Origin of the sequence: Pseudomonas sp. CMR5c (assembly GCF_003850545.1) — a bacterium.
Taxonomy (GTDB): domain Bacteria; phylum Pseudomonadota; class Gammaproteobacteria; order Pseudomonadales; family Pseudomonadaceae; genus Aquipseudomonas; species Aquipseudomonas piscis.
The window spans coordinates 3,064,199-3,091,175 of the sequence record NZ_CP027705.1 but is presented as its reverse complement, the minus strand read 5'-3'; the positions used below and the strand labels follow the sequence as shown (position 1 = coordinate 3,091,175).

The window sequence follows — 26,977 nt, the reverse complement described above, 5'->3', positions numbered from 1 at the left end:
CGTTGGTCAAACTCCGTATTGCGACGCCTGGCTGGCAAGCCCATGGGCTCGCCAGTGCCACGGCGCTTCAGAAACGCCACTGCAGGTTGAGCCCAGCTCCATGCTGTTGCTCACGACTGGCCAGGCGTCCCTGGTAGTCCAGGCTCAGATCCAGGTCACGGGTCAGCCCGACCCGGGCCTGCAGGCCCACCAGCGCGGTGTCGCGCAAGGCCGGCGCGGTCTGCACCCGGAACGGCAAGTCGCTACCGGCAAAGGCCAGGTGCTCGCGATCCTGGGTCCCGCTCAGGCGGTGCTGCCAGCCCAGGCTCGCCGCCAGTTGCAGGTCCTGTTGCGGGCCCAGTTGCCATTGCTGGCGCCCACGCAAGCCCAGGGTGCTGAGCCAGGCATCACGCTGCTCGTCACCGGCATGCAATGCCGCAGCGTCGCCCTTCTCGTGGAAGGCATCGCGATCCAGGTGCTGGTAGGTCAGGTTGGCGAAGGGTTCCAACTGCACCGCCGACAACGCCAGGCGATAGGCCGCCTCGGCGAACAGCTGCTGGCTGCGGGCATCGAGCCGTGCGCGCTGGCGGCCGGACACCTGGCCATAGTCCAGGTCACGCCGGACCTCGGCGCGGTGCCAGCTGTAGCTGCCGCCCAGGCTCAAGCGCCACTGGTCCAGGTCGTGACGGGCATAGGCGCCAAGGTGGTAGCTGTCGACCGTGGCCCGAGAGTGGCTGCCGCCCATGCCCAGGGAGCTGTCGCTGTAGCCGGCGGCAAGGCCGGCCCGGGTCTGCTCGTCGAAGTCACGGTCCAGGCCCAGCAGCATGCCGCCCAGGGAACTGCTGTAGGATTCGCTGCCCTGCACGCCCTCGATCCGCCCCCAACTGCCCAGGCCCTTGAGCCAGAGCTGGACACCCGGCTCGCCCGATGTGGTGCCAGTGGCGTTGGTCTGCAGGGCCCCACCTTGCGCACGCTCGCCCAGGGCATCGCGCACTACCGCGCCCTGGCTGAGCAGCATCGAGTCCAGCGCCGGGTAGATCTCTCCGGCCAACTGCCGCAGGCCATCCCGGGCCTGGTCCGCCGAGGTCGAGAGCAACAGGCTTTCATACACGGGGTTGCCCGGCCCCAACCGCTCCACGGCGCCGCCGCTGGCGCGCTGGTTGGCCGTGACCCCGACACTGTCGAAGGTCGCGGCGCTGCGGGTCACGTCCAGCTGCACGCCGTTGGCCGAATAATCGAGCAAGGTCCCGAGGAACAGGTAGCCGGGCTGGACCTGGGCGAAGCGCCCGTTGACCCCGCCCGCGGCCTGCAGGATGTCGAACTGGCGCCCCACCAGGCTCGCCACCGGGCCGCCGGCCAGCAGGTTCGGCTGGGCCTCGGGCGCCAGGCTGAGATTGGCGCCAGCGATACTGGCCTGTCCGCCAACCACAAGCCGGTCGCTGGCCGTGGGCGACAGCTCCACCCGATAGGTCGAGCCCGGCTGCAAATCCAGGTTGCCGGCAACATTCAAGGTACCGATGGAATTACCCGGGGCCACCACGCCCCCGGCGCTGGCAGTCAGGGCAGCGATCCGGCCGTTGCCGCCCAGGGTGCCGCCGGCGTTGACCGTCACCGCCGACTGAAGGTTGCCATTGACCGCCAGCAACCCGCCATCGACCCGGGTCGGACCGCGGTAGCTGCTGTCCCCCGCAAGCACCAGCCAACCGGCGCCGGACTTGACCAGGCTGCCCTGGTAGACCCGTTGCGCGGCGGCCGCGTCCCGGGCCATGCCCAGGGCGTAGTCAGTGCGATCCTGCTGGCTGGCTCCCGCTGCCAGGCCATTTTCCCAGCCGCGGTCCTTGAGGGTCTGCTGCCAGGCCTGGCGTTCCGCGGCATCCTCGGCTTGGCGCTGCACCAGGGCCTGGTCGGAGATTCCGTTGCTCCAGATATCGCCCTGCCCACGTCCCAGGTTGACGTCGAATTCCCCCAGCAACTGCCCGGGGCCGTGCAACGCCCGATCCAGGTCCGGCACACCCCAGCCCACCAGGTTGCTTGGCCCCTGGGTCGGCGAGCCATCGAGCTGGCGCGAGGTGGTCAGCAGCACTTGCAGGGCCTGCTGGTTGTTCAGGTAGGGATAACGCTCCATCACCAGAGCCAGGGCCCCGGTGGCATGGGGTGCGGCCATCGAGGTGCCGTTGTAGGTGGCATAACCGCCACCCGGCACGGTACTGGTGATCGCCGCGCCCGGGGTCGCCAGGCACCAGTACTTGGCGATGCCGCACTGGTTGTATTTCTGCTGGTTGTTCTTGTCCAGGCCCGACACCGCCAGCCAGTGGCCTTCCAGCTCCGGCTGGAAGTACGGCAGCGCCGAACGCACACTGGCATTGGCATAACCACTGTTGCCGGCGCTGAACACGTTGATCACACCGCGGCGCGCCACGTCGCCGGCGGCGTCGAGCCAGGTGTCCTGCTGGAAATGCTGGGCATAGGCCGCGCGCAAATCACCCAGGGTCTGGTAGCTGACATCCTTGGGCTGGCTGCCCCAGCTGTTGTTGATGGCCCGCACTCCGGCATCCACCAGGGCGCCGTAGACCGCCTTGAAATAGCGCGGATCGGGGTCGGTGCCGAATAGCAACTTGTCGTTCTTGTTGGTGTTGCCCACATACACCTGGGCATTGAAGGCCACGCCATGCATGCCCACGCCATCCCGGGCCGCGCCCATGGTGCCGGTGACGTGGGTGCCATGGCTGTCGTTGGCGCCATTGAGTACCCCGGACACGCTGAACGGGGTGCCGTCCAGGTACTGCCCGGTGGCGGTAACCGAGTGAAAACGTCCGGGACTGGCCTCGGGGTGGGCGGCATCGAACCCCGAGTCCAGGGCACCGATGCTGACGCCGGCGCCGGTGATTCCGGCGGCGTAGGCTTGGTTCGCCTGCATGCGCTCCAGGCCCCAATCCTGCTGGTATTCGGCCGAACGCCAACTGGAGGGGTCGCCCAGGCGGCCGGACTCTTGATAGGCCGCCGCAGCCGACAGCGGCAACCCGGTGGCGAACGCCAGGCACAGGGTGCCTGTCAGCGTCTTGAGCTGATCACATCTCACATCCATGTCGATGACTTCTCTTGTTTTTGTTGTCGGACCGCCCATTCCGGGTCGATCGGTGTGTCGCTGCATTGCCTGGCCGCAAGCCCGCGGCCCTATCGAGCCGGAGGCGGTCGCCCGCCCCTGGCCTGTGACTTGGACTTCAGGCGAAAACGAAGCTCGAGCCGTTGACTCCCTCCATGCCGACGCCCAGCAGCGTCACCGAGTAGTCGCCCACCTTGAGCAAGGTGTCGCCACCGCTCTGGGACAGGTGCTGGCTGTAGTCGAAATGGCCATCGACCCCCGGCACTCCCATGAACACCAGCTTGTCGCTGGCCTGGTAACCGTGGATCAGGTCATCGCCGAAGTTGCCGCTGAACAAAAAGGTGTTCACTCCGCCACCGCCGGACTGCATCACGTCGTTACCGCTGCCACCGACGAAGGTCACGTTGGGTCTGTCGCTACCCAGGAAGTCGTTGCCATCATGGCCGAACAACCAGTCGCCATCGACGCCGGCCAGCAGGGTATTGCCATAGCCATCGCCATTGAGGGAATGGTTGTAGGCGTACCACGCATGGCCGTCGAACATGCCGTCGGCGCTGAGGCTGTAGGTGACGTCCCGACCGCTCCACTGCCAGAAGCTGCCCTGCTCGTGGCTGACCAGCGCGCCGATATCGCGGGTCATGCTGATACCGCCGTAGGCATCGCGGATGTACAAGGTGCCGTCGCCGTCGTTGGCGATGGAGAAGTTCTGCAAGGGTTGGCGCAGCTCCAGCACGTTATGGCCCTGGCCACCGTGGATGATGTTGTAGCCGCCATCATCGCGGAACCGATCATCGCCGGCACCACCATCCAGGTAGTCGTTGCCCTTGCCGCCGTGCAGCAGGTCGTTGCCATCGGTGCCGATGATGAAGGTGCTGCCGCTGTGCTGTTCAGAGTAGAGGTTGAGGTCCTTGACCCAGACCTGGTCGCGCTTGCCCTCGGACAGGTTGGAGATCACCACCGTGGAATCGCGACTGGTCAGGTCATAGAAATCCGAGGCGATCAGGCGATTCAGGCCCGCGGCGTAGTCCACCGCACTATGGGCCGACCAGGACGCGGGGTTGAGGATGCTCTGGGGCACCAGCTTGCCCAGCAGCGACGAATAGTGATCGGTGAAGCTGACGATGTTGTTGGTCGCCGACTCCTGGGGCCGGTCATGGGTGCCCAGGGATGAGCCGTTGAAATGGGTACCGTCCAACACCCGGAATACCGGATCGTTCTCATAACCGATGTTCAGCACCTGATGACTGTCGGCGCTCTGGGTAGGCGAGGCGAAGGCCACATAGTTGGCATCCTTGAAAAAACCTCCCCAGTGCTCACCGCTCATCGCCGCCAGGCTGTTGACTCCCAGCCCACCCAAGCTATGCCCGGTGACCAGCACGTCCTTGCCGGCCAGGCCCTGGGCAGCGGCGAAGGCAGCGACCTTGCCCAGCAGGTTGTCGAAGGCCAGGCGGCTGTAGTTGTCGGCAAAGCCCGGGGAAAACGCCGCCTGCAGGTCGTTCACCGCATCGGCCAGGCTGTCGGTGCCGCGAAAGCTGATGCCGATGGACAGCAACTGCCCACTGGCGTCGTACTTGCCGAGGATCTCCACCTGGGCATCGCTGACCGAGGCTTGCTCGCCGCAAATCGTGCCCTGGGCGCTGACGTTGCCCTCATAGCCCAGCTGCGTCGCGCTGATCGGCCGCCAGGATGTGCCCGGCAAGGGCTGCCCCGTAGGGGATGAGGCGTACAGGGCCAGGTTGATGGCGTCGCTGTACTGGGCTTTACCGGCACTGCCAAGGGCGTTCTTGTAATCGAAGATGCTCATCTGCTTTCTCCTTTTTTATCCCTGTGCCCGGGTCCTTCGGCAAAGGCCTAGGGCACCGCGCGTTGACCGAAGGCCTCGTCGACCCGGGCCAGGTCAGCTTCACGCAGGGTTCCTGCGTAGTAGTGCAATTTGGTCCAGGCCATCAGGTAGTCGTAGCGGGCCTGGGCCAGGTCGCGTCGGGTGGTGTACAGCTGCTGCTCGGCGTTCAGCGCGTCGAGGTTGACCCGCTCGCCCCCCAGGATGCTCTGCTTGGTGGAGACCACCAGCGCCTCGGCCGAGGTCAGGGCCTTCTGATAGGCACGCAGCTTGTTCACCCCTGATAGACAGGCACTGAATTGCCGGCGCAGTTCAATCAGGGTTTCCCGGGTCCTGCCGTCCAGCTCGTACTCGGCCTGCTCCATGTTGCGACTGGCCTGGCGCGTCGAGGCCGAGACGCCGCCACCGGCATACAAGGGCATGCTGATCTCGATACCGATGGTGTTGGTGTCGTAGCGCTGGTTATAGGTGTTGCCGCTCTCCGATTCGTTCTTGCGCGACATCGCGTAGGCGCTGAGCCTGGGCAGGTGTCCGGCGCGGTTGCGTTCCACTTCGTAGCGGGCAACCTCCACCCGCTGGCGCTGGGAAGCCAGCATCGGGTTGTTGCTCAGGGCCATTTCGTGCCAGCTGTCGTAGTTGGCCGGGCTCAAGGCGAACGACTGGAAGCCCTCCTGCAGCGGATCCAGGTCACGCACGTCGATGGCCGGTTCGCCAATCAGCGCCGCCAGCTCGCGCAGGGCCGCGTCTTGCTCGTCCCGGGCCTGGATCTCCTCGGCGGTGGCCAGCTCGTAGCGCGACTCGGCCTCGAGGATGTCGGTACGGGTGCCCTCGCCCTGCTCGAACAGATGGCGGTTCTGCTGGAATTGCTGGTCGAAGGCCTTCTTCTTGGCCAGGGCGATGTCGATCTGGTCCTGGGCGAACAAGGCCTTGGTGTAGTAATCCAGGACCCGCACCAGCAGTTCCTGGCTCTTGCTGCGAAAGTTCTCGTCGGCGAACAGCGCCTGGGCCACGCCCTTGCGGTAGTTGGCGTAGGCCTCGTAGTCCAGCAAGGGTTGCTGCAGGGTCAGGGACGAGCCATAGCTGTCGTAGTTGCGTTTATCGGTCTGGCTACCGCCCCGGGGGTCCGGATAGGTGGCCTTGGAATTGTTGTGGCCCTTGTTGTAGCTGTAGCTCAACTTGGGCAGCAACCCGGCCCGACCGATGATGCGGTTCTCGAGGCCGGCGTCGCGTTCCTTGATGGCGCCAAGGAACACCGGGTCGTTGCGCAGCGCCAGTTCGTAGACCTGGAACGGCCCCATGGCCTGGGCCCCCTGGCACACCAGCAAGGACAAGGTTGCAGCGAGGATGGAAAACTTACTCATGCGACGCGACATCCTTATTCTTCGGTCAGGGCGGAACCAGCCCGGTCGATCAGGGGCTTGAACAGGTAGTTGAGCAGCGAGCGCTCGCCGGTACGCACGAACATCTCAGCCGGCATCCCGGGCTTGATCACCAGGCCGTCGAGTTTTTCCATGGCCTGGTCGCTGACGCTGCTGCGCAGCACGTAGTACGGCATGCCGGTGCGCTCATCGATCATCTGGTCGGCCGAGACCAGGCTGACCTCGCCGGAGACCCGGGGGGTGCGGCTCTGGTTGAAGGCCGTGAACAGGATGTCCACCGGCAGCTGGGTGCCGACCTTGTCCACCAGGTTCACCGGCAGCCGCCCTTCCACTTCCAGGTGGGTGCCCTGGGGCACGATTTCCAGCAAGGTGTCGCCCTGGCGTACCACCGCGCCCTCGGTATGTACCCCAAGGTTGACCGCGATGCCGTCGGCGGTGGCGATGATCTCGCTGTGCTGCAGGTCGAACCCGGCGGATGTCAGCTGCTGCTCCAGGGTCTGGGTCTTGAGCTGGGCCTCGGCCAACTGGCTACGCACTTCCTTCTGGTACTCCTCGCCGTGCTGCTGCAGCTTGAGCCGGGACTCGAGGATGCCCTGCTCCACCCGGCCACTTTCCCCGGTGTTCTGCGCCAGCTCCTGCTGGACCTGGGACAACTGGCGCTGATACTCCAGCAAGCGGTTGCGCGGTATATAGCCGTTGTCGGCCAAGGGTTGCAGGTTAGCCAGCTGCTGGCGCAGGGAATCGGCCTGGTTGCCCAGGTCGTTGCGGGCCCGACGCATGCCCGCCAGTTGCGCGGTGGCGCCTTCGATATTGGCGCGGATCCCCGCCTGCTCGCGCATGAAGGCCTCGCGTCGACTGCTGAACAGCTGCCGCTGGCCCTCGAGCACCAGGGCCAGGCGTGGGTCATCGCTGCTGGTCAGTTGTGCCGGGAAGTCCACCTGCTTGAGGTTGTCGCGTTCGCTGCGCCAGCGCGCCAGGCTGGCCATGGCCATCCGGTACTGGGCCTGCAACGACTGCACGTCCGCCGCCACCTGGGTCTGGTCCAGGCGGAACAGCGGTTGGCCCTGCTTCACGCTTTCGCCTTCACGCACCAGGATCCGGCTGACCACACCGCTGCTCATGGATTGCACGGCCTTGCGCTTGCCGGACACCACCACCGTGCCCTGCACCGGGATCCCCTGGTCCAGGGGGGCCAGGGCGGCCCAGAGGAAGAAACTGCCGGCGCCGGCCAGCGCCAGGAACCAGCCCAGGCGGGCAAAGAAACCGGCGTCGCGTTCGACCCGTTCGGGCACGTAGTCCTGTTCGATCATCATGTTGCTGTCCTTGCTCATGCGCCTTGATTCCGCGTCGGGGCCTGGTACTGGCGGCTCATACTCAAGCCGCCGGGAGCCGCTGCGGCAGGTCGCTCCCGAGGTGCTTCCGGGGCCTGGGCTTGCTGTGCGCCGGCCAGGGCCTTGAGCACTTCCTGACTGGGGCCGAAGGCTTGCAGGCGTCCTTCATTGAGCACCAGCAGCTTGTCGGCCAGGGCCAGCACCGAAGACCTGTGGGTCACCAGCACCACGCTGGTCCCCCGGGCCTTGAGCTGGGCGATCGCCGCCGCCAGGGCGCTTTCGCCCACGGTGTCGAGGTTGGAGTTGGGTTCGTCGAGCACCACCAGGCTCGGGCTGCCATACAGCGCCCGGGCCAGGGCCACCCGCTGCTTCTGGCCGCCGGACAGGCCGCTGCCGTCATCGCCCAGGATCGTGTCGTACCCCTGGGGCAGACGCAGGATCAGCTCATGCACCCCAGCCATCTGCGCAGCCTGGACCACCTGCTCCGGATCGGCCTGGCGAAACCGCGCGATGTTCTCGGCGACGCTGCCGGTGAACAGTTCGATGTCCTGGGGCAAGTAGCCGATGTAGGGGCCCAGTTCATCGCGGTTCCAGCGGTGGATATCGGCGCCATCCAGGCGCACCGTACCGGCCAGGGTCGGCCACACGCCCACCAGCACTCGGGCCAGGGTCGACTTGCCGGAGCCGGAAGCACCCAGCACCCCCAGTACTTCACCGGCATTGATGCTGAAGTTCACCTGCTGCAGGGTCGCCATGCGCCGCCCGGGCGGGCCGGCGCTGACCTGTTCGAAGCTCACCTGGCCCTTGGGCGCGGGCAGCGACATGGCGCTGTCACCCGGAGGAAACTCGCGCAGCAGTGAATCCAGCCGGTTGTAGGCCAGCTTGGCGGCGCTCCACTGTTTCCACACCGCGATCAGCTGGTCGATGGGACTCAGGGCCCGGCCCATGAGGATCGAGCCGGCGATCATCATCCCGGCGGTCATGTCGCCCTTGATCACCAGCCAGGCGCCCAGCCCCAGCACCAGGGATTGCAGGCACAGGCGCAAGGTCTTGCTCAGGGAACTGATGACCGCGCCAGTGTCGCTGGCCTGGTTCTGCAGGCCGAGAAACCGCGAGTGCACGCCGAACCAGCGCTTGCGCAAGGAGCCGAGCATGCCCATGGCCTGGATGGTCTCGGCGTTGTGCAAGTGGCTGGTGGCCAACTGCGTGGACTGCTGCGAGTACCCGCTGGCCTCGCTCAAGGGCTTCTTGGTCATGGCCTCGTTGAGGAATGCCAGGGCGATCAGCAGGGCTGCGCCCGCGGTGGCCATGACTCCGAGCCAGACGTTGAAGGCGAAGATCACCAGCAGGTAGATGGGGAACCAGGGGGCGTCGAAGAATGCGAACAACGCCGGCCCGGTGAGGAACTGGCGGATCTGGGTCAAGTCGCCCAGGGACTGTCCGGCATATCCCTCGCCGCGGGCGAGGTTGCGTTCGAATGCGGCCTGGTAGACCCGCAGGTTGAAGCGCCGCTCCAGCTGGCTGCCGATGCGGATGACGATGAAGCTGCGCAGCACTTCCAGCAGGCCGATGAAGACGAAGAAGCCCACCACCATCAGCGACAGCATCGCCAGGGTGGTCTCGTTCTGCGAAGACAGCACCCGGTCATAGACTTGCAGCATATAGATAGAAGGAACCAGCATAAGCAAGTTGATCAGCGCGGTAAAACAGCCAACGCTGATCAGGATGCCTTTATATTCGCCCAGTGCCTTGAACAGTGGTGCGGGATGAGTGTTCTTCACCATTTTTTAACCATATCCCTGAGCTGTTAATCCGCGTTCGATTGCGAGGAGACAATGTAGTACATAACTAACAAAGTGCTCTTCTTAGTTCATAAAGCCTGCGGACACAGACAATTCGGACAGCTGTTTGCAACAGCAGCCCGAACATACTCCTGTCGGTCAAGCGAAAGACAAAATAGTGGCCGTCGAATACTAGACGAACATCACCAGCCGTTAATTAGCAGCGCGCTGCAGGACTATCAGACCGTCACTTTTCAGGCGCGCCTCGTACAGGCCCTCCTGCTGGCGACTGAAAAAGATCACCCTGGAGCCTTCGCGCCCGGTGATGGAGATGCCGTCGGGTTCGGGGAACCAGCCCACGGCGGCTTCACCGATCCATCTGGACAGGCATTCAGCGCCATCGCCCAGGGCCGAGCCCTGCAGCAAGTCCAGCGTGCAAGACTCGCCCGGCTGGGCCGCCTGCTGCAATTGCCAGTGTCCAACCAGCTCCGAGGGGTCCGCCAAACGCAGGCTGCTTGCCATGGTCATCGCTCCATAAAACATCGTCAGCGTCGCCAGCAGCCGCAAGGCCGCCTTGCAACTCAAGGTGTGTGGGGTCATAGGGTACTCCGTCAGCGCAGTAGAATCGCTCAGCCCCAGGGCCGATACAACAAAGGAAGGCGACGCATGTGCGTCGCCTTCCGCCTACTTCACTCAGGCGACGATGTCGCTGACTGCTGCCTGGCCGACGGTGGTGACCAGGAAGTCCGCCACGCCGTGCCCGGAGAAGTCCACCGACAGGGTGCTGACACCACCGGAGGTGGTGAGGATGGCATCACCCGCCGCGCCGGTGAAGGCGTTGACGAAGTGCAGGCCGGCGCCCTTGGTGATACCGGTCAGATCGATCTTGTCCTGGCCACTGACGAAATCCATGATCTGGTCGGCCGCACCCGGCTTGGAGTCGGTGCTGGCACCGAACACGAAGGTGTCCGAACCGGAACCGCCCCACAACTTATCGGCACCACCGCCACCGTAGATGATGTCGTTGCCGGCACCACCCTTGAGTTCGTTGGCGACGTTGTTACCGATCAGCAGGTCGTTGCCCGAACCACCGATGGCGTTCTCCACGGTCACACCCTTGGCAATGGAAACGTTGCCGATCAGGCCACCAACGTCGGAGAACGAAGTCTCATTGAGGTTGATTTTCTGATTCTGGGTAAAACCGGAGAAGTCCAGGGTGTCGTTGCCACCACCGTCCCACACCGAAAACACCAGCTTGTCGGCCGACGAGGTCGCGCTGTAGAAATCGCGCCCGGTGTTGGAGTTGAAGCCGTAGGTGGTGTCACCGGCACGGGTGGCGTAGTTGGCTCCGTAGAGCTTCTGGATCGCCGCGATGTCATCGATCAGCGGACCGGACGCGTAGGCTTCTACCCCGCCCTTGCTGAAGTTCTGGCTGGTATTGCTTTCACTCCAGTAGCTCATGATGCTGTAGCCGCGGGTGTCCTGCCCGTAGGTCGCATCCTTGTAGGTCGGGTTGCCGTTCCCGGCGTTGTAGTCGCCAGGGTGGGCCAGGCCCAGGGTGTGACCGATCTCATGGGTCAGGGTCTGACGGCCATAGTTGTTCAGGTCCGGGGTCTTGTTCGGGGTATAGCTGTTGTTGATCAGGTACCACGAAGTACCGTCATAACCCGCGCCAGTGCCCGGCAGGTAGGCAAATGCCGCTGCGCCATCCTGGCCGCCGCTGTAGTTGCCGAAGGTCATGTGGCCGTCACCACCGGAGGCCTTCTCGGTGAAGACCACGTTGGCCACATCGGCCCAGGATTGCATGGCCAGCACGGCCTGGGCTTTCTGCTGGGCATTGAACTGGCTGAACCCGGAGATACCATGCTTGTACATGGTGCTCGAGGAAGCCGAGGTCAGGAAGGTATAGGTCAGATCGATCTTGCCATTGCCGTTCAAGTCCTTGTAGGAAGCACCATCACGCAGGATCTGCGTGGCAGCCTGGTCGACCGAGAACGAAGGTTTGCCATTGACCGTGAGATTGCCGCCACGATCGTACTGGTGGCTGAAGCTATTGACCTGGTTATAAGCCGAACTTGCTGCTGCCAGTGGCACCAGTTGTTGTTCAGCTGCATCAATAGCGTCATTCACTTTTACTTTCGACATAAACACACTTCCTTGTAATCAATGGAACAGTTTTTGTCCGATAGCGACAATCCCTGGCGAGATCGTCCTATCACTCGCCCTAAGTAGGCGCAAGGAAACTGACACAATTTGAAATCGGGCGTCCACTACTTTTTTGACGTCAAATTCCACTGTTCCGCAAAACTCCAGCAAACAATGACTGCCCAGTCAAAATATTCCCTTTTCAATTGCTGGGCAGCACCCATTGTCTGACAATCTACAATTTAATTATTAAATATCGCTCCTGTTGAATTATGCCGACTGTGTCTCAGTTTTCCGGTACTTGTTTATTGTTCCAACCACTGAGTTGCAGTGCATTCCTCAATATTTGTGGGGTCAGGGCCGGTACTTGCACGCCGTCGTCGCTGGTCATCGGCTCGCCAGCCAGCAAGGCATTGATGATCGCCTCTTCCACCGCTTCGGCGGCAGCGCTGAACAGCGGCGAAATATGGTCGTTGTTGAGCATTGCCAGCGGTGAAGTGAAGCCCAGATCCTTGCGCGCGTAGTCCGCCGCCGGCAGGTCCCGGTTTCCCGTGGCAAAGGCCAGGAAGATATCGCCACTGGAATCCTCGGTACCGCCGCCGGTACGTGCGATACCGACGGACGCCCTCTGGGCCAGCCGCTGGCACTGGTGTGGCAACAGCGGCGCATCGGTGGCCAGGATCACCACGATCGAGCCCATGCCCGGGGTTCCGCACTCGGCAAAGGGCGAGACGATATCGCGCAACTGGCGCCCCACCGGATAACCATCGACCCGCAGCTCCTCGCGCTTGCCATGGTTGGCCTGGACCAGCGCGCCGACGGTGTAGCCGCCCTGCTCCGGCGCCAAGCGCCGGGACGCGGTGCCGATCCCGCCCTTGAACTCATGGCAGATCATCCCCGTGCCACCGCCCACCGCGCCCTCGTCCACCGGCCCGGATTCGGCCAGGGCCGACGCTTCGCGCACCTGCTGCGGCCCCACATGCTGGCCCCAGATATCGTTCAGCAGGCCGTCGAAGGTTTCCATCACCACCGGCATGCACCAGTACACCGAAGGATCGGCCAGTTCCTCGCGTTCCAGGGCGATCAGCGCATCACGCACCACGCCCACGCTATGGGTGTTGGTGATGGCGATCGGCGTAGTCAGGGTGCCCGCCTCGCGGATCCACTCCAGTCCCGTGGCATCACCATTGCCATTGAGTACATGGCAGCCGGCGAAACACGGCTGCAGGCGCGCATGCCCGGCGCGCGGCTGGATCAGCGTGACGCCGGTGCGCACCTGCTTGCCGTCGATCTCGGTCTTGAGGGTGCTGTGGCCGACCCGCACCCCCGGAACATCGGTGATCGCATTGAACGGGCCGGGTGTTCCCAGCCCCAGGCTGATGCCCGCTTGACGTGCTCGCATAACCACTCCTTACAGTTTCTGGAACGCCGGGCTGTACCGGCCATTGGTGCCATAGAGGATCACCGACAGCGCCAGCAGGCCGACGATCACCATGATGTCGCGCAGGGACGCTTCGAGGAACAGGTTGACCAGCAGGTAGCCGGCGCCGATCACCGCCAGCAGGGCCGGCAACGGCCACAGCGGCATGCGATAGGGATGCTCGCGATCGCGTAGCAGGACCCGGCTCATCAGTGCGCTCAGAGCCACCACCAGGTACACCAGCATGATCAACAGCACGCTGAAGGACGTCAGGTCCGCCAGGTTCGAGCTGAAGCTGAGCACCGCCGAGGGAATCGCCAGGAACAGCGTGGCCAGCCAGGGTGAATCCCAGCGCGGATGGATGCGGGTGAACAGGCGATTGATGCCTGGCGTCCACAGGGCATCGCGACCGCTGCTGAACACCACCCGGCCGATCTGGATGACGATGGCGACGATGGCGTTGAACACCGAGAGGAAGATCCCCGCGCTGACCACCCGGGCCAGGGTTTCGTTGCCATGGCTGGTGAGCAGGTAGCCGATGGGATCGGGGCTGGCGAGCATCTGGCTCAGCGAAGGCGCACCGATGAGCAGCGCCGTGAGCGGTACCAGCTCGATGATCACCACCAATACCAGGGACCAGAGCACTGCCTTGTGCACACCGCGCCCGCCGCACTTCATGTCTTCGGCCAGCAACACTGCCGGACCGTAGCCGTTATAGGAGAACAGGCCGATACCCACCGCGCCGATCACCAGGGCCCAGGGCGCCAGTTGCAGCACCCCATGGTCGACGATCTGCGGCTGCAGCAGGATGCTCACCGGCTGGCTGGCGTTGCCGAACCCCAGCCAGACGATCACCAGCAACGCCGCCACTTCCAGCAACAGGCAGGTGCCGGTGATCCAGGCATTGAGCTTGATGTTGAGAATCCCCAGCAGGTAGCTGCAGGTGACGATCACCAGGGCCACGGTCTGGGAATCGTACTGGGTGCCCAGGGCATTGTTCAGGTAAGTGGCGGCACCCGTGGCCAGTACCGGCGGGATGAACAGCAACATCACCAGCACCGTGAGGAAGGTCGCGTAGCCCGCCAGGCCGCCGAACACCCGCTTGGCATACACATACTCGCCGCCGGCGCTGTTGTGGGCCCGGCCCAGCTCGGCGTAGCAGAAGGCGAACATCAGCGCCAACAGGCCTGCCATGACAAAGGCCAGGAACACCCCGCTGCCGGCTTGGTGGATGGCGAAGGGGGCGATCACGAACACCGAGCTGGCGGGGGTCACGCCAGACACCGTGATGGCCACCACATCGAACACGCTCAAGGTGGGTTTCAGCGCGCCATCGGGCGCGGAGGGAGAGCTCATATCGTTATCCTCGTGCTTATTGTTGGTCTGAGGCAGGAACGAGATTCATCGGGCGGGTGCGCTCTGGGTCGCACTTGACCGCAGCTACTCTAGGCAGTGGCGCGATGGCGACCAATTCCCCTATTGGAGTACTCCCCCTTGACGGCATCCGGCAAATCGACGAAACCCTGCCAGGACACTTGCAATAGACCCTTGGAGTAAAACCTTTGAGTAACCTGTTCAGGGAAGTCGGCCTGCACGCCAGCCTGGGGCGCACCCTCTCGCTGATCGGCCACCCACGCCTGTGGAAGCAGTTGATCCTGCTGTTGCACCAGGCCACGCCGTTCGACAACGCCCTGGCGATCTTCTACCCGGTGGACGGCCCGCCCCGGGCGCTGGAGGAGTACGACGCCGAACCCAGCAGCAAGCCGGCGTCGATGCTCACCTACCTCAATGGCCTGTATCTGCTGGACCCGTTTTTCCAGGCCTGTCGCGAGGGCTACCCCAGCGGCCTGTACCGTCTCGAAGAGGTGGCGCCGGACCACTTTCGCCAGAGCGAGTACTTTCTCAACTACTTTCACGACAACGTGCTGGAGGACGAAGTGCAGTTCATCCTGCAACTGCCTGGGGCCGGCACCCTGTCGCTGTCACTGGGCAGCCAGCGGTTGTTCAGCAGCGAAGCCATCGGCCAGCTCACCACCTTCGCCGCCTGGGTGTTGCCCCTCATGGAACAGCACTGGCAGCACAGCCAGGCCCGCCCGCAACTGCCGGCCGCCGAGGAAATGGCCAGCCAGATCCGCGATGCCCTGAGCCATTTCGGCAGTGGCGTGCTGTCGGAGCGGGAACTGGAGATCGCCCGGCTGATCCTGCGCGGTTTTTCCTCCAAGGCCATGGCCGAACGCTTGAAGATCTCCCCGGACACCGTCAAGGTCCACCGCCGGCACCTCTACGCCAAGCTGGACATCTCCAGCCAACCGGAGCTGTTCTCGTTGTTCATCCAGTCCCTGGGCCACGACCTGGAAAACCCCTGAGCCCGCGGCCGCTGCGCACCCGTGCGTAGCCTGCGGCAGCGGCTACACGCAGCACGAACTGTAGCCGCTGCTGAGCCTGCGAAGCTGCGACAAGGCCCACAGGGCCTTCTGGGGATCGCCTCGCCCCACCGACGCCGGCGGCAAAACGCCCTCAGGCATTCAAGGAACGCGCGCGGTAGTCCCGGGGCGACTGCTCGAAGTGCTTCTTGAAGGTGCGGCTGAAATGCGCCGAATCGGTGAAGCCCCACTTGAAGGCGATATCGGTGATCGATTCGTTGCGCAGGTGCGGGTTGCTCAGGTCCGCCGCACTGCGCTTGAGCCGCGAACGCTGGATGAAGCGACAAACGCTGTCGCCCTGCTCCTCGAACAATCGGTACAACTGGCGCACCGAGATGTTCAACTGGCCGGCCAGGGCCACCGGGGTCAGCCCCGGCTCATTGAGCGATTGCTGGATCAGTTGCCGGGCCTGGTCGCGCAAGCACTGGCCATGCAGGGTTTCATCGTGACCGGCAAGACTGTCGGCGGTCTGGCGCAGGGTCGGGCCGAGCAAGGCGATCAGCGCCTCCTGCAAGGCCTGGCCCTCCTGTTGCGCCGCACAGCCATGCAGGTCGCCGGCGCAGATCTGCTCCACCAGCAGGCGCATCAGCCGGCCACTGGCGCAATTCTGCGACAACTTGCCGAACTTGCGTTGTTGGGCCGGCAGGTGCCGGTAGACCTCCTCCCGGCACAAATGGAACGAGGCATGCTCGATCAAGCCATGGGGCACGATTTCGCAAGCGCCGGCGGAATCCAGCAGGGCCATGTCGCCAGGCGCCAGTTCCACGCTCTCGCCATCCTGGCTCAGGCGCGCATGGCCGCTGCGCTGGACAATCAGGAAACAGTGCCGATCGTCGGCCTGGTCGGCCCGGGTGCCTTGCCGGGAAATCAGCCCGGCATTGGTGCGGATCTGCGCCACCTCCAGCCCGGCATAGTCCTGCAAGCCCACTTCACCGATGAACAGCGCGGGGTTGTGCGCCGGGCGGGCATCGAAACGACCGCAGACGCCCTGCAGGGCGCCCAGCCAGGAACTGAAACTTTGGGAAGCAAGCACTGTGCACCTCCAGGAGCCGGTTCGGGCCGCCATTGTTTTTATGGCGATATCATTAACATGTTATCTATTTGCCAGGCAAGGCGCCCGGCAGCAGGAATAACCTGTCACGGCTCAAGCAGGGGTCGTGCCAATGGACGCTTCAGTAATCCGCCAGCAAGCGCTGCAGGTGACCGAGGCTGCCCAGCAGCGCCTCTCGTTGCACAGCATTCAAGCGGATATAGCGGCGCATGCCCGGCAGGCGATTGACCACCTCGCTGGCGCCGAAGTGCTCCAGGCGCACCTGCCAACCCTGGTCATCGCGGTGCAGCTCCAGGCGCTTGAAATCCAGGGGCAGCAACTCGGCCAGCAGCTGTGGGTCCTGGCACAGGCGCTGGAGAAGAGGCGCCCAGCCGGCCTGCTCGCCGTCACGCACGCGAGCGGCAAGCCCCTGGCGGCGGATCGCCCCGGTATGGCGCAAGCTGATGCGCGCCCGACCCGGACCGGCAGCGGGCACCCGCATCTGCCATTGGCACACCACGATATGCATCAGGAACTGCGCCTGGGGGCACTCCGCCACTTCGAACTCCAGGCCGCGCCGAGGGCAACGAAAGCGCCCCTGGGCTGCGCCCTGGCCAACATAGTCGAGCCCCGCCAAATCCTGGCGCAACTGGCCCAAGGTCAGCCCCGGGCGATAACCCGAGGGTGGCCGGTGCCACAGTTCAAAGAGGTTTTGTCGCCAGCTTGAAAGGTTCATCGGCCACCTCCTGCCGAGGGTTCGGGAGATCTTCCGGGGCCAGGCCCAGGGCCTGTTCCAGCACCTCTTCCACCGGCACCGGGCGAAACGGATTGACCTTCTGCACCACCAGGGTCCAGACCAGCGCATACGCCGCGGTCAGGCCCAGCATGCTGCCGAACGGCAAGTAGATGTCCCTCGGGTTCATCCCCGGTGGAGTGATGAACCACATGCCCAGCAGGATGCCCACCGAAGAAAGGATCTGCGGCAGTGGGAACCACGGCGACTTGTAGGGCCGTGGCAGGTCCGGCCGGCGAATGCGCAGCATCACCACCGACAGCGTGACCAGCAGATACGCCGTGCTCCAGGCACAAACCGCCGCCAGCACCAGGTGCATGATGCTGTCGGTGCTGCCGCCCAACCACCAGGCGTGCAGGCAAGGAATCAGCACCGCCACGGCGATGCACAGCAACGGCGTCTTGAAGCGCGGATGCAGGTAGGTGAATACCTTCGGCAAGGCGCCGTCCTGGGCCATGCCATAGAGGATGCGCGGCAACCCGGCCATCAGCGTATTGATGGTAGCGGCACCGGCGAACAGCAGGCCGATCCCCAGCCAGATACGCCCGAACGGACCCATGATCTGCTCGGCGAAATGCGGGATGGCCATGGGTGTCTCCAGCAGGTGCACGCTGCCGTCCTCGCTCAGGGCGACGTTGGCCACCTGGCGCTTCATCGCCGCGCCATAGATGAACATGCACACCGCGACCCCCACCAACCCCAGGGCCATGGCCCGGGGAATGGTCCGCGAGGCCTTGCGTACGTCCGGGGTCAGGGGCGTGACGAATTCGCAGCCGACGAACATGAACATCGCCATGCCCACCAGGGACAGGATGGTGGGCAGGTCGGTGCCCACCGTGGAAGCCCCGAACCAGCCATCGAGCTGCACCGCCGGGGCCTTGAGCACGCCCATCACGCCGAAGATGATCAGGGTGCTCCACATGCCGAAGGTCAGGATCACCTCGGCGCGGCTGAAGGCCGTGATCCCCACGGCGTTGAGCAGGCCGAAGAACAGCACCAGCCCCACCCCCACCAGCCAGGCGCTGCCGCTCTGCTCCAGCAGGGTATTGAGGGACTCGAAATTGACCAGAGCCATGACCCCGCTGAGGATGGTTTCCGCGGTGCCGGCGAACACGTGGACGATCAGGTAGGCCGACAGGGTGCCGGTGATGGCGAAGAAACGTCCCAGGCCGCAGGCCAGGTAGTCATAGACCGAACCGTTGGTGGGCAACAGGCAGGCCGCTTCGGCGAAGGTGGTGGACTGCGCCAGCATCATCAGCAGGGCGATCACCATGGCGGCGGCGAAGGCCCCGCCGCCGATGCCGAAACCGGTGGTGGCGGTGAGGATCACCGGGCTGGCCATGATCAGGCCCACGGCACTGGCCAGGGCCGTGGGAAAACCGACGACACCCTGGTGCAGGTGCCGGTTGAGTCTGTCGTTGAGCGACATGCTGGTAAACCTCGAAAGCATGGGTTGATGATTATTGTTCTAGGCATTTCAAGGGCACGCGTGGCCGCAATGCTCGGCTGTCTGGCGCAGCCTGGAGTCGTCCCGCAGGGCTGGCCTGCGGGGTCTGGCTCAATAGGCGATGCACACCGACTTGTTCTCGGTGTAGGCCTCGATGGCCGCATGGCCCATCTCGCGACCGATACCGGACTGCTTGTAGCCACCGAAGGGCATCGATGGGTCGAGCATGTTGTGGGTGTTGACCCAGACCGTACCGGCCTTGATCTGCGGGATCAGTTGCATGACCTGCCCCAGGTCGTTGGACCAGATGCTCGCGCCCAGGCCGTACTGGTTGTCGTTGGCCAGCGCCACCACCTCTTCCAGGGTGTCGAAAGGCATGGCGACCAGCACCGGGCCGAAGATTTCCTCGCGCACCAGCTGCTGCCCGGCCTGCACATCGGCCACCACCGTGGGCCTGACATAGAAGCCGCGCTCGCCAAAGGGCGTACCACCACACAGCACCCGCGCGCCCTCCTCGACTCCGCGCTCGACCATCTGCAGTACCCGGCGCTGCTGCTTGGCCGAGATCAGCGGGTTGATCTGCGCCTGTTCGTCCAGGCCCGGGCCGATGCTCAGCGAGCCGGCAATGGCCACCAACCGGTCGAGCACCTGCTGATAGATGCCGCGCTGGATGTACAGCCGCGAACCAGCGGTACAAACCTGGCCCTGGTTGAAGAAGATCGCCGCACTGGCGCCAGCGGCAGCGGTGTCCGGATCACAGTCATCGAGCACGATCACCGGCGATTTGCCACCCAGTTCCAGGGAAAATCGAGTCATGTTGTCCACCGCCGCATGGCCGATCAGCTTGCCCACCTGGGTCGAGCCGGTGAAGGCCAGCTTGTCGATGCCCGGATGGGCCGCCAGCGCCGCCCCGGCCCCCGCACCAGTGCCGGTCACCACGTTGACCACCCCGGGGGCGATGCCCGCCTCCAGGCACAACTGGCCCAGGCGTAGCGCGGTGAGCGGGGTCTCGTCCGCCGGCTTGAGCACCACGGTGCAACCGCAGGCCAGGGCCGGAACGATCTTCCAGATGGCCATCAGCAGCGGGAAGTTCCACGGCACGATGGCCCCCACCACGCCCACCGGCTCCGGCACCGTGTAGGCCCGGTACTGCGCGCCGGGCACTGCGGCGATGGACACATCCAGGCTCTTGCCCTCGATCTTGGTCGCCCAGCCGGCCATGTAGCGGGTGAACTCCGCCGCCGCGCCCACTTCCAGGGCCCGGGCCAGGTGGATCGACTGGCCGTTGTTGAGGGTTTCCAGTTGCGCCAGTTCCTCGCCATTGGCCTCGAGCAAATCCGCCAGTTTCAGCAACAGGCGTTCGCGATCGGCCGGGCGCTGGGCTTTCCAGCTACCTTCGAAGGCGCGCCGGGCAGCGCCCACCGCCAGGTCGATGTCGGCCTGAGCGGCCATGGCCACTTCGGTCAATTGCTCGCCGGTGGCCGGGTTATGGACCGGCATCCGCGCCCCGGAGAGCGCCGGGCGGCTATGGCCGTCGATCAGCAGGCCGTGCTGGCTGTCTATGAATGCGGCGACACGTGGGTCGATGGCAACGCTCATCGTCAATCCTCTTGGTTGTACCTATTGACCGAGACTCTGAGCCCAAAGCCCGATGCCGTCTTGATCCTGGCTGCCGCAAAACTTGGCGCTGGCTGCCAAGCCCGACAGGCTCGACAAACACCTGGCAGCCTGGATCAAATGCCCTGGCACACAGAGGCAAGCAACACGTCGGCCAATCGCGCCCTAATGGCCCCAAGCTGTTCGAGCCCTATCAGGAGATCCAACGTGAGCCAAACAAGCCATTTCTGGCATCCCATGCTGCACCCCAACGAGATGAAGCAACGCGAGCCGATCCGCATCGTGCGCGGCGATGGCTGCTATGTGTACGACGACCAGGGCCGTCAACTGGTGGATGGCGTGGCCGGGTTGTGGAACGTCAACGTTGGCCACAACCGCAAGGAAGTGAAGGCGGCCATCACCGCCCAGCTCGATGAGCTGGAGTACTTCCAGCTGTTCGACGGGGTCAGCCATCCCCGCGCCGAGGAGCTGTCGCGGGTCTTGATGAACCTGCTGGAGCCTGAAGACATGCGCCGCGTGGCCTTCAGCTCGGGCGGCTCGGACGCCATCGAAAGCGCCCTGAAGCTGGCTCGCCAGTACTGGAAGCTCGAGGGCCAGGCCGATCGCACCAAGTTCATTTCCCTGCGCCAGGGCTACCATGGCACCCACTTCGGTGGCGCCTCGGTCAACGGCAACACGGTGTTCCGGCGCAACTACGAGCCGCTGCTGCCCGGTTGCTACCACATCGACACCCCGTGGCTGTACCGCAACCCCTACAGCCAGGACCCGGAGGAGCTGGGCAAGATCTGCGCCGACCTGCTGGAGCGGGAAATCCAGTTCCAGAGCCCGGACACCGTGGCGGCCTTCATCGCCGAACCGATCCAGGGCGCCGGCGGGGTCATCGTGCCGCCGGCCAACTACTGGCCATTGATCCGCGAGGTTTGCGACAAGTACGGCGTGCTGTTGATCGCCGACGAAGTGGTCACCGGCTTCGGCCGCAGCGGCTCGATGTTCGGCAGCCGCCTGTGGGGGGTCAAGCCGGACATCATGTGCCTGGCCAAGGGCATCACCTCGGGCTACATCCCCCTGGGCGCCACCGTGGTCAACCGGCGGATCGAGGAAGCGTTCGAGAAGAACGGCAACTTCACCGGCGCCATCATGCACGGCTACACCTACGCCGGGCATCCGGTGGCCTGCGCCGCGGCCCTGGCCTGCCTGGACATCGTGGTCAAGGAAGACCTGCCGGCCAACGCGGCGAAGATGGGCGACTACCTGCTGGCCAAGCTGCAGCCGTTCGTCGAGCGCTTCGACAGCGTTGGCGAAGTGCGTGGCCAGGGCCTGATGGTGGCCCTGGACCTGGTGGCCGACAAGAGCACCCGCGAGCCCATCGACCCCACCAGCGGCTACGCCAACCAGGTGGCGCAGATCGCCCGGGAACACGGGGTCATGGTGCGCCCGGTGGGCACCAAGATCATTCTTTCGCCGCCGCTGGTGATCCAGCCGGCGCAAGTGGATGTCATCGTCGACGCCCTCGCCCAGGGCCTCAGCCAAGCCCGGCGCTGACCGGCCCACCGGCGCTGCCCGCATTCGCGGCGGGCAGCGCCGGCACTCTCCAATGGCCGGCCGCCATCGCGCGGCCGGCTACCTGCGCCAGCCCCGAGCCCCTGCCCAGCGGGCAGCCAGGAGCCTTCCATGCACGCAGCCGCCATGCCCCATGAACTGGGCCAACGCTGCATCGCCGCCTTCACCCGGGTAGTGCCCGCCAGCCTCTGCGCCTTCTACCGCATCGACCCACAGCTGCAAGCCCAAGACTTCGCGCTGTACCGCATGCCCGAACAGATGCACCAGGCCTACCTGCAACGCTATCGGCGCTACGACCCGCTGCAACCACAGCTGTGCGCAGCCGCCGGGCACCCGGTGCTATCGCTGCACATGGGCATGGCCCGCCAGGATCGCCACGACACCCTGGTGTACCAGGGCTTCCTGCAGCGCCACGGAGTGCTGGATGTGGTGGAGATCCTGGCCTGCGACAAACAGCGCCCCATCGCCGGGCTTTCGCTGCTGCGCGATGCCAGCCTCGGGCGCTTCAGCAACGATGAGCTGACCACCCTGCAAGCCTTGCAGGGGCTGCTGGAAATCGCCGCACGAGCCCCGTGCCCCGAGGCCGACCCACGCCTGGCCGGGCTGACGCCCCGCGAGCGGGAAATCGCCTGGCTGCTGCGCGACGGAGCGGACAACAAGACCATCGCCCGGCGCCTGGACCTGGGCCTGCCCACGGTCAAGACCCACCTGATCAACCTGTTCCGCAAGGTCGGCGCGGGCAACCGCACCGAACTGGTAAGCACGCTGTTCCTCTGAAACAGCCAGGACTCAACCATCCGGTTGATGGGCAGGCGCCGCACCAGGCCCGAACATGCAGCTCTACGACAACGCACAAGAGCCTTGCCATGAACCAGCAACCTGAATGGATCACCGTCGGCGCCCTGGCCGACGGGTTTGCCGGCGACAACCACATCCTCCCCGCCCGCGACGATTTGGCCGGGCGCCACATGACCCTGCACTTCGACAACGGCTGGCAGATCGAGCATCGTTTCGGCGCCGCCACCCTGAGCTGGAACAACGTCGGCGAAAGCGCCGGCGAGGAACTGGCCTACCGCGCCACCTCGCTGCGCCCCGGCCTGTACCTGGTGGATTTTCTCAAGCAGGACCAGGGCGCCACCCATTCGGTGAGCCTGGTCCTGGACCTGGAGCGCCAGTGCTTCACCGCCGTCCTCGGGCAGATGCCCAGCCGTGACGAAACCCGGACCGATCTGTTCAGTCGGGCCCTGGCCGGCGGCGAGCTGACCAGCGTCAAGGCGCAATTCCTGCACGGTGCCATCGACCGGCCATGCACCGCCGACACGCCACGGCACGCCCCCACGGAGGAGCTGATCGGCCTGCGCAACCAGTACGTCTACAGCGCCAGCGAGGCCTACGAACACGTCTACCTCAATGCCGACTTCTACAGCTGGCAGTGCCTCAAGGGCGTCGAGCAAGGGTTGGCGGACACCGACCGCTGCCACTACTACAAGGTCGCCGAGCAGCTGTACCTGTTCGTCTGGCGGGAAAAGATCGTCCCGACCCTGGGCCTGGTGCTGATCGACCTCGCAGCCGGGCGCAGCGACGGCAAGATCTTCGGCTACCAGGGCGCGGACTTCGAAAGCTTCGCCAACTTCCCGGTGGGCGCCCTGGCCCAGGTGCTCAATCGCACCAGCCATTGCTGAGCCTTTGCCACCGCACATTTTTCACAGGACCTTGCCATGACCCTGGGACTCGACCTGCAACGCGTCGCCGACTGCTACCAGAGCGAACTGCAACTGTTTGCCGAGCGCCATCCGCGCTCCGGCGCCTTCTACCGCCAGAACCTCGAGCATTGGCTCTACGGTGCCCCGCTGCACTGGATGCAGCAATGGCCCGGCTCGTACCCGATCATGGTGGCCGATGCCCAGGGGGCGACCCTGACCGACTGCGACGGCCAGCAGTACGTCGACTTTGCCCTGGGCGACACCGGGGCCATGTTCGGCCACGCCCAACCGGTGGTGGCAGCAGCCATCGCCGAGCAAGCACGGCATGGCTCGACCCTGATGCTGCCCACCGCCGACAGCCTGTGGGTCGGCCAGGAGCTGAGCCGGCGCTTCAAGCTGCCCTATTGGCAGGTCACCACCTCGGCCACCGATGCCAATCGCTTCGTCTTGCGCCTGTGCCGGATGATCACCGGCCGGCAGAAAGTGCTGGTGTTCAACTGCAACTACCATGGCAGCGTCGACGAGTCCCAGGTGGAGTTCGATGCCGGCGGCCAGATGATTCCTCGCGAAGGCGTGCATGCCAACGGCCTGCATCACCAGGCCACCACCCGCCTGGTGGAGTTCAACGACCTGCCGGCCCTCGAAGCGGCCCTGGTCCATGGCGACGTGGCCGCGGTACTGACCGAACCCTTCATGACCAACGTCGGCATGGTGCCGCCGGCGCCGGGCTTCCATGATGGCCTGCGGCAACTGACCCGGCGCTACGACGTGCCGCTGATCATCGACGAAACCCATACCCTGTCCTGCGGCCCTGGTGGCTACTGCGGCGAGCATGGCCTGGAACCGGACTTCTTCGTCCTCGGCAAGTGCATCGCCGGGGGCATTCCCACCGCAGTCTGGGGCGCCAGCCAAGCCATGGCCGAGCGGATCTGGCAGGTGCTGCCGCACTTTACGCCGGGCCAGGCGATCAACCATTTCGGCTTCGGCGGCACCCTGGCCGGCAACGCCCTGCAGATGGCCGCCATGCGCGCCACCTTCAGCGAGGTAATGAACGAGGCCAACTACCAACGCATGTTCCAGCTGGCCGAACGCCTGCGTGCTGGGGTCGAGGCGATCATCCAGCGCCACCGCCTGCCCTGGCACGTGACCCGCATCGGCGCCCGGGTCGAGTACCTGTTCATGCCCCATGCCCCGCGCAACGGCGGCGAAGCCCACCATGCGCGGCACGGGCTGATCGAGGCCTACCTGCACCTGTACCTGCTCAATCGCGGAGTGCTGCTGACGCCGTTCCACAACATGGCCCTGCTGTGCCCCAGCGCCAGCGAGGAGCAGGTGGACCTGCACAACCGCCTGCTGGATCAGTGCCTGGCCCAGGTGCTGCCGGGAGCAGCTTCATGAGCGGCGCACAGGCAGGACGCATCGCCCTGGTCACCGGCTCCGGCCAGGGCATCGGCCGGGCCATCGCCCAGCTGTTCGCCGCCCAGGGTGCCAAGGTGATGCTGGCCACCCGCAGCGCCGCCGCCGGCGCCGAGACCCTGCGCCTGATCCGCGAGGCCGGCGGCTGCGCCGAGCTGCTGGCCATCGACCTGGGTACCCGGGCCGCCGCCGAGCAGGCCGTGGCCGCTACCGAACAGGCCTTCGGCGGCCTCGACCTGCTGCTGCACAACGCCGGGATCTTCCCCATGCAGCGGCTCGCCGAACTGGAGGACGCGACCCTGGACAGCACCCTGGCGGTCAATCTCAAGAGCTGCTTCTGGCTGGCCCGGGCCGCCCTGCCGGCGCTGCGCCGGGCCCAGGACCCGCGGATCGTCGTGACCTCCTCGGTCACCGGGCCGCGCACGGCGATACCCGGGCTGGCCCACTACGCGGCGTCCAAGGCCGGGGTCAACGGGTTCATCCGCGCTGCGGCGCTGGAGCTGGCGGAATACGGGATCACGGTCAATGGCGTCGAGCCGGGGTTGATCGCCACCCAGGCCACCGACAACCTGGGGGATGCCGGTGCCCTGGCCGGGCACATTCCGCTCAAACGCCTGGGCGCGCCCCAGGACATCGCCTGGGCCATGGCCTTCCTGGCCTCCCGGCAAGCCGGCTACATCACCGGGCAGACCCTGGTGGTGGATGGTGGCGCCTTGCTTCCGGAAAACACCCAGATCTAGCAGGAGGTTGAAGAACTACCTGCGTTGCCATCGCGGCGTTAAAAACAAGCTGGTGCGCCAACCCGGTCAAAATGCTCATTCAGCACTCGTAAACTGCGCTTTTTCGCCTGTTTTTGCCTTGCGCTGGCTGCCTTGCCTAGGTTTTTCAACGGCCTGTTAGCGGCTTGGGCTGTCAGTTGCCGCTGCGGATCTTGTTCCACAAACGGGTGCGGAGCCGGTCGATATCCAGCGGCATGGCCTGCAAGGCGAACAGCTTGTCCATCATCGCCGGACTCGGGTAGATCTTGGGGTCGCCCTTGATCGCCGGATCGACCCGGCTGTCGGCTTGCTGGTTGCCATTGGCGTAATGCACGTGGTTGCTGACTTCGGCCATCACCTCGGGACGCAGCAGGTAGTCCATGTAGGCGTAGCCGGCCTTCTCATCCGGGGCGTCCACCGGCATGGCCACCATGTCGAACCACAGCGGCGAACCCTCCCGGGGAATCGAGTAACCGATCTGGATACCGTTGCCGGCCTCCTTGGCGCGGCTTTCGGCCTGCAGGATGTCTCCGGAAAAGCCCACTGCCACGCAGATGTTGCCGTTGGCCAGGTCGCTGGTGTACTTCGAGGAATGGAAATAGCTCACATAAGGCCGGACCTTCATCAGCAAGGCTTCGGCCTTTTTGTAGTCCGCCGGATTCTTGCTGTGATGCGCCAATCCCAGGTAGTTCAGGGCTGCCGGTATCAGTTCCGGGCCGTTGTCCAGGATCGCCACCCCGCACTTCTGCAACTTCTGCATGTACTCGGGCTTGAAGATCAGGTCCCAGGAATCCAATGGTGCATCGTCCCCTAGCACTGCCTTGACCTTGGCCACGTTGTAGCCGATGCCCGTGGTGCCCCAGAGGTAGGGGAAGCCGTACTGGTTGCCCGGGTCATTGACCTCAAGGGCCTTGAGCAGCACCGGGTTGAGGTTCTGCCAGTTGGGCAATTGGGTCTTGTCGAGCTTCTTCAGGGCCCCGCCCTGGATCTGCCGGGCCATGAAGTGGTTGGAAGGAAAGACCACGTCGTAACCGGATTTTCCGGTCATCAACTTTCCGTCCAGGGTTTCGTTGCTGTCATAGACGTCGTAGGTGAAACCGATCCCGGTTGCCTTCTGGAACTGGCGGTTGGTGTCCGGTGCGATGTAGTCGGACCAGTTGTAGATCTTCACCGTATCGGCGGCCTGGGCCAGGGCGGTGGCCAGGCACAACGGGCTCAGCAGCAAAGCGCGAGTCTTGCGGGTCATGGAGCG

The 26,977-nt window shown here is 64.9% G+C and carries 20 protein-coding genes; 6 read left to right on the top strand and 14 right to left on the bottom strand.

Annotation, left to right across the window (positions count from 1 at the left end; genetic code table 11):
• Positions 1-67: 67 nt before the first annotated feature.
• The 9 genes from C4K40_RS14315 to C4K40_RS14275 form a co-directional block, all read right to left on the bottom strand.
• Positions 68-3,064, bottom strand: coding sequence for an autotransporter serine protease (locus C4K40_RS14315; protein ID WP_053129456.1), 2,997 nt, complete (start codon positions 3,062-3,064; stop codon positions 68-70).
• Between the two features lie 136 nt (positions 3,065-3,200).
• Positions 3,201-4,886: a polyurethanase gene (locus C4K40_RS14310; RefSeq protein WP_053129453.1), complete on the bottom strand. Its 1,686-nt coding sequence runs from the start codon at positions 4,884-4,886 to the stop codon at positions 3,201-3,203.
• A 47-nt stretch (positions 4,887-4,933) separates the two neighbouring features.
• Positions 4,934-6,295, bottom strand: coding sequence for a TolC family outer membrane protein (locus C4K40_RS14305; protein ID WP_031319918.1), 1,362 nt, complete (start codon positions 6,293-6,295; stop codon positions 4,934-4,936).
• Between the two features lie 2 nt (positions 6,296-6,297).
• Positions 6,298-7,614 (bottom strand): HlyD family type I secretion periplasmic adaptor subunit, encoded by a 1,317-nt coding sequence (locus C4K40_RS14300; RefSeq protein ID WP_371263416.1) that lies wholly within the window; start codon positions 7,612-7,614, stop codon positions 6,298-6,300.
• 14 nt (positions 7,615-7,628) lie between these two features.
• Positions 7,629-9,416 (bottom strand): type I secretion system permease/ATPase, encoded by a 1,788-nt coding sequence (locus tag C4K40_RS14295; protein ID WP_022638925.1) that lies wholly within the window; start codon positions 9,414-9,416, stop codon positions 7,629-7,631.
• 210 nt (positions 9,417-9,626) lie between these two features.
• Positions 9,627-10,013 carry an AprI/Inh family metalloprotease inhibitor gene (locus C4K40_RS14290; RefSeq protein WP_053129450.1) on the bottom strand — a complete coding sequence of 129 codons (387 nt, stop codon included), beginning with the start codon at positions 10,011-10,013 and terminating at the stop codon, positions 9,627-9,629.
• Positions 10,014-10,106: 93 nt separating this feature from the next.
• On the bottom strand, positions 10,107-11,558 hold the full coding sequence (locus tag C4K40_RS14285; RefSeq protein WP_022638927.1) for a serralysin family metalloprotease: 1,452 nt from the start codon (positions 11,556-11,558) through the stop codon (positions 10,107-10,109).
• Positions 11,559-11,844: 286 nt separating this feature from the next.
• A complete protein-coding gene (locus C4K40_RS14280; protein WP_053129447.1) occupies positions 11,845-12,960 on the bottom strand; it encodes a P1 family peptidase in 1,116 nt (371 codons plus the stop codon).
• A gap of 9 nt (positions 12,961-12,969) precedes the next feature.
• Positions 12,970-14,334 (bottom strand): APC family permease, encoded by a 1,365-nt coding sequence (locus C4K40_RS14275; RefSeq protein ID WP_053129443.1) that lies wholly within the window; start codon positions 14,332-14,334, stop codon positions 12,970-12,972.
• A 206-nt stretch (positions 14,335-14,540) separates the two neighbouring features.
• On the opposite strand from C4K40_RS14275, the gene C4K40_RS14270 reads away from it, so the two are divergent.
• A complete protein-coding gene (locus C4K40_RS14270; protein WP_022638930.1) occupies positions 14,541-15,344 on the top strand; it encodes a helix-turn-helix transcriptional regulator in 804 nt (267 codons plus the stop codon).
• Positions 15,345-15,495: 151 nt separating this feature from the next.
• Here C4K40_RS14270 and feaR read toward each other — a convergent pair whose 3' ends face one another.
• From feaR to C4K40_RS14250, 4 genes are all read right to left on the bottom strand, one after another.
• On the bottom strand, positions 15,496-16,434 hold the full coding sequence (gene feaR, locus C4K40_RS14265) for a transcriptional regulator FeaR (RefSeq protein ID WP_022638931.1): 939 nt from the start codon (positions 16,432-16,434) through the stop codon (positions 15,496-15,498).
• A 139-nt stretch (positions 16,435-16,573) separates the two neighbouring features.
• Positions 16,574-17,167, bottom strand: coding sequence for a DUF3156 family protein (locus C4K40_RS14260; RefSeq protein WP_053129439.1), 594 nt, complete (start codon positions 17,165-17,167; stop codon positions 16,574-16,576).
• A complete protein-coding gene (locus C4K40_RS14255; protein WP_053129436.1) occupies positions 17,133-18,653 on the bottom strand; it encodes an APC family permease in 1,521 nt (506 codons plus the stop codon). Before C4K40_RS14255 ends, C4K40_RS14260 begins: the two co-directional genes overlap by 35 nt.
• A gap of 129 nt (positions 18,654-18,782) precedes the next feature.
• The gene (locus tag C4K40_RS14250) at positions 18,783-20,270 is read right to left on the bottom strand and encodes an aldehyde dehydrogenase (protein WP_022638934.1); all 1,488 of its coding nucleotides are present in this window, start codon (positions 20,268-20,270) and stop codon (positions 18,783-18,785) included.
• A 225-nt stretch (positions 20,271-20,495) separates the two neighbouring features.
• On the opposite strand from C4K40_RS14250, the gene C4K40_RS14245 reads away from it, so the two are divergent.
• From C4K40_RS14245 to C4K40_RS14225, 5 genes are all read left to right on the top strand, one after another.
• Positions 20,496-21,830, top strand: a complete 1,335-nt coding sequence (locus C4K40_RS14245) for an aspartate aminotransferase family protein (RefSeq protein WP_083456826.1) — start codon at positions 20,496-20,498, stop codon at positions 21,828-21,830.
• A gap of 129 nt (positions 21,831-21,959) precedes the next feature.
• Positions 21,960-22,625 (top strand): helix-turn-helix transcriptional regulator, encoded by a 666-nt coding sequence (locus tag C4K40_RS14240; RefSeq protein ID WP_022639890.1) that lies wholly within the window; start codon positions 21,960-21,962, stop codon positions 22,623-22,625.
• 89 nt (positions 22,626-22,714) lie between these two features.
• Positions 22,715-23,530, top strand: a complete 816-nt coding sequence (locus C4K40_RS14235; RefSeq protein WP_053129430.1) for a molybdenum cofactor biosynthesis F family protein — start codon at positions 22,715-22,717, stop codon at positions 23,528-23,530.
• A 36-nt stretch (positions 23,531-23,566) separates the two neighbouring features.
• Entirely contained in the window at positions 23,567-24,949 is a 1,383-nt protein-coding gene (locus C4K40_RS14230) for an aspartate aminotransferase family protein (RefSeq protein ID WP_053129427.1), read from the top strand.
• Positions 24,946-25,707, top strand: a complete 762-nt coding sequence (locus C4K40_RS14225; protein WP_053129425.1) for an SDR family oxidoreductase — start codon at positions 24,946-24,948, stop codon at positions 25,705-25,707. The genes C4K40_RS14230 and C4K40_RS14225 overlap by 4 nt, the downstream gene beginning before the upstream one ends.
• A 172-nt stretch (positions 25,708-25,879) precedes the next feature.
• On the opposite strand, the gene C4K40_RS14220 is transcribed toward C4K40_RS14225, so the two are convergent.
• On the bottom strand, positions 25,880-26,971 hold the full coding sequence (locus tag C4K40_RS14220) for a polyamine ABC transporter substrate-binding protein (protein WP_053129422.1): 1,092 nt from the start codon (positions 26,969-26,971) through the stop codon (positions 25,880-25,882).
• Between the last annotated feature and the right edge of the window lie 6 nt (positions 26,972-26,977).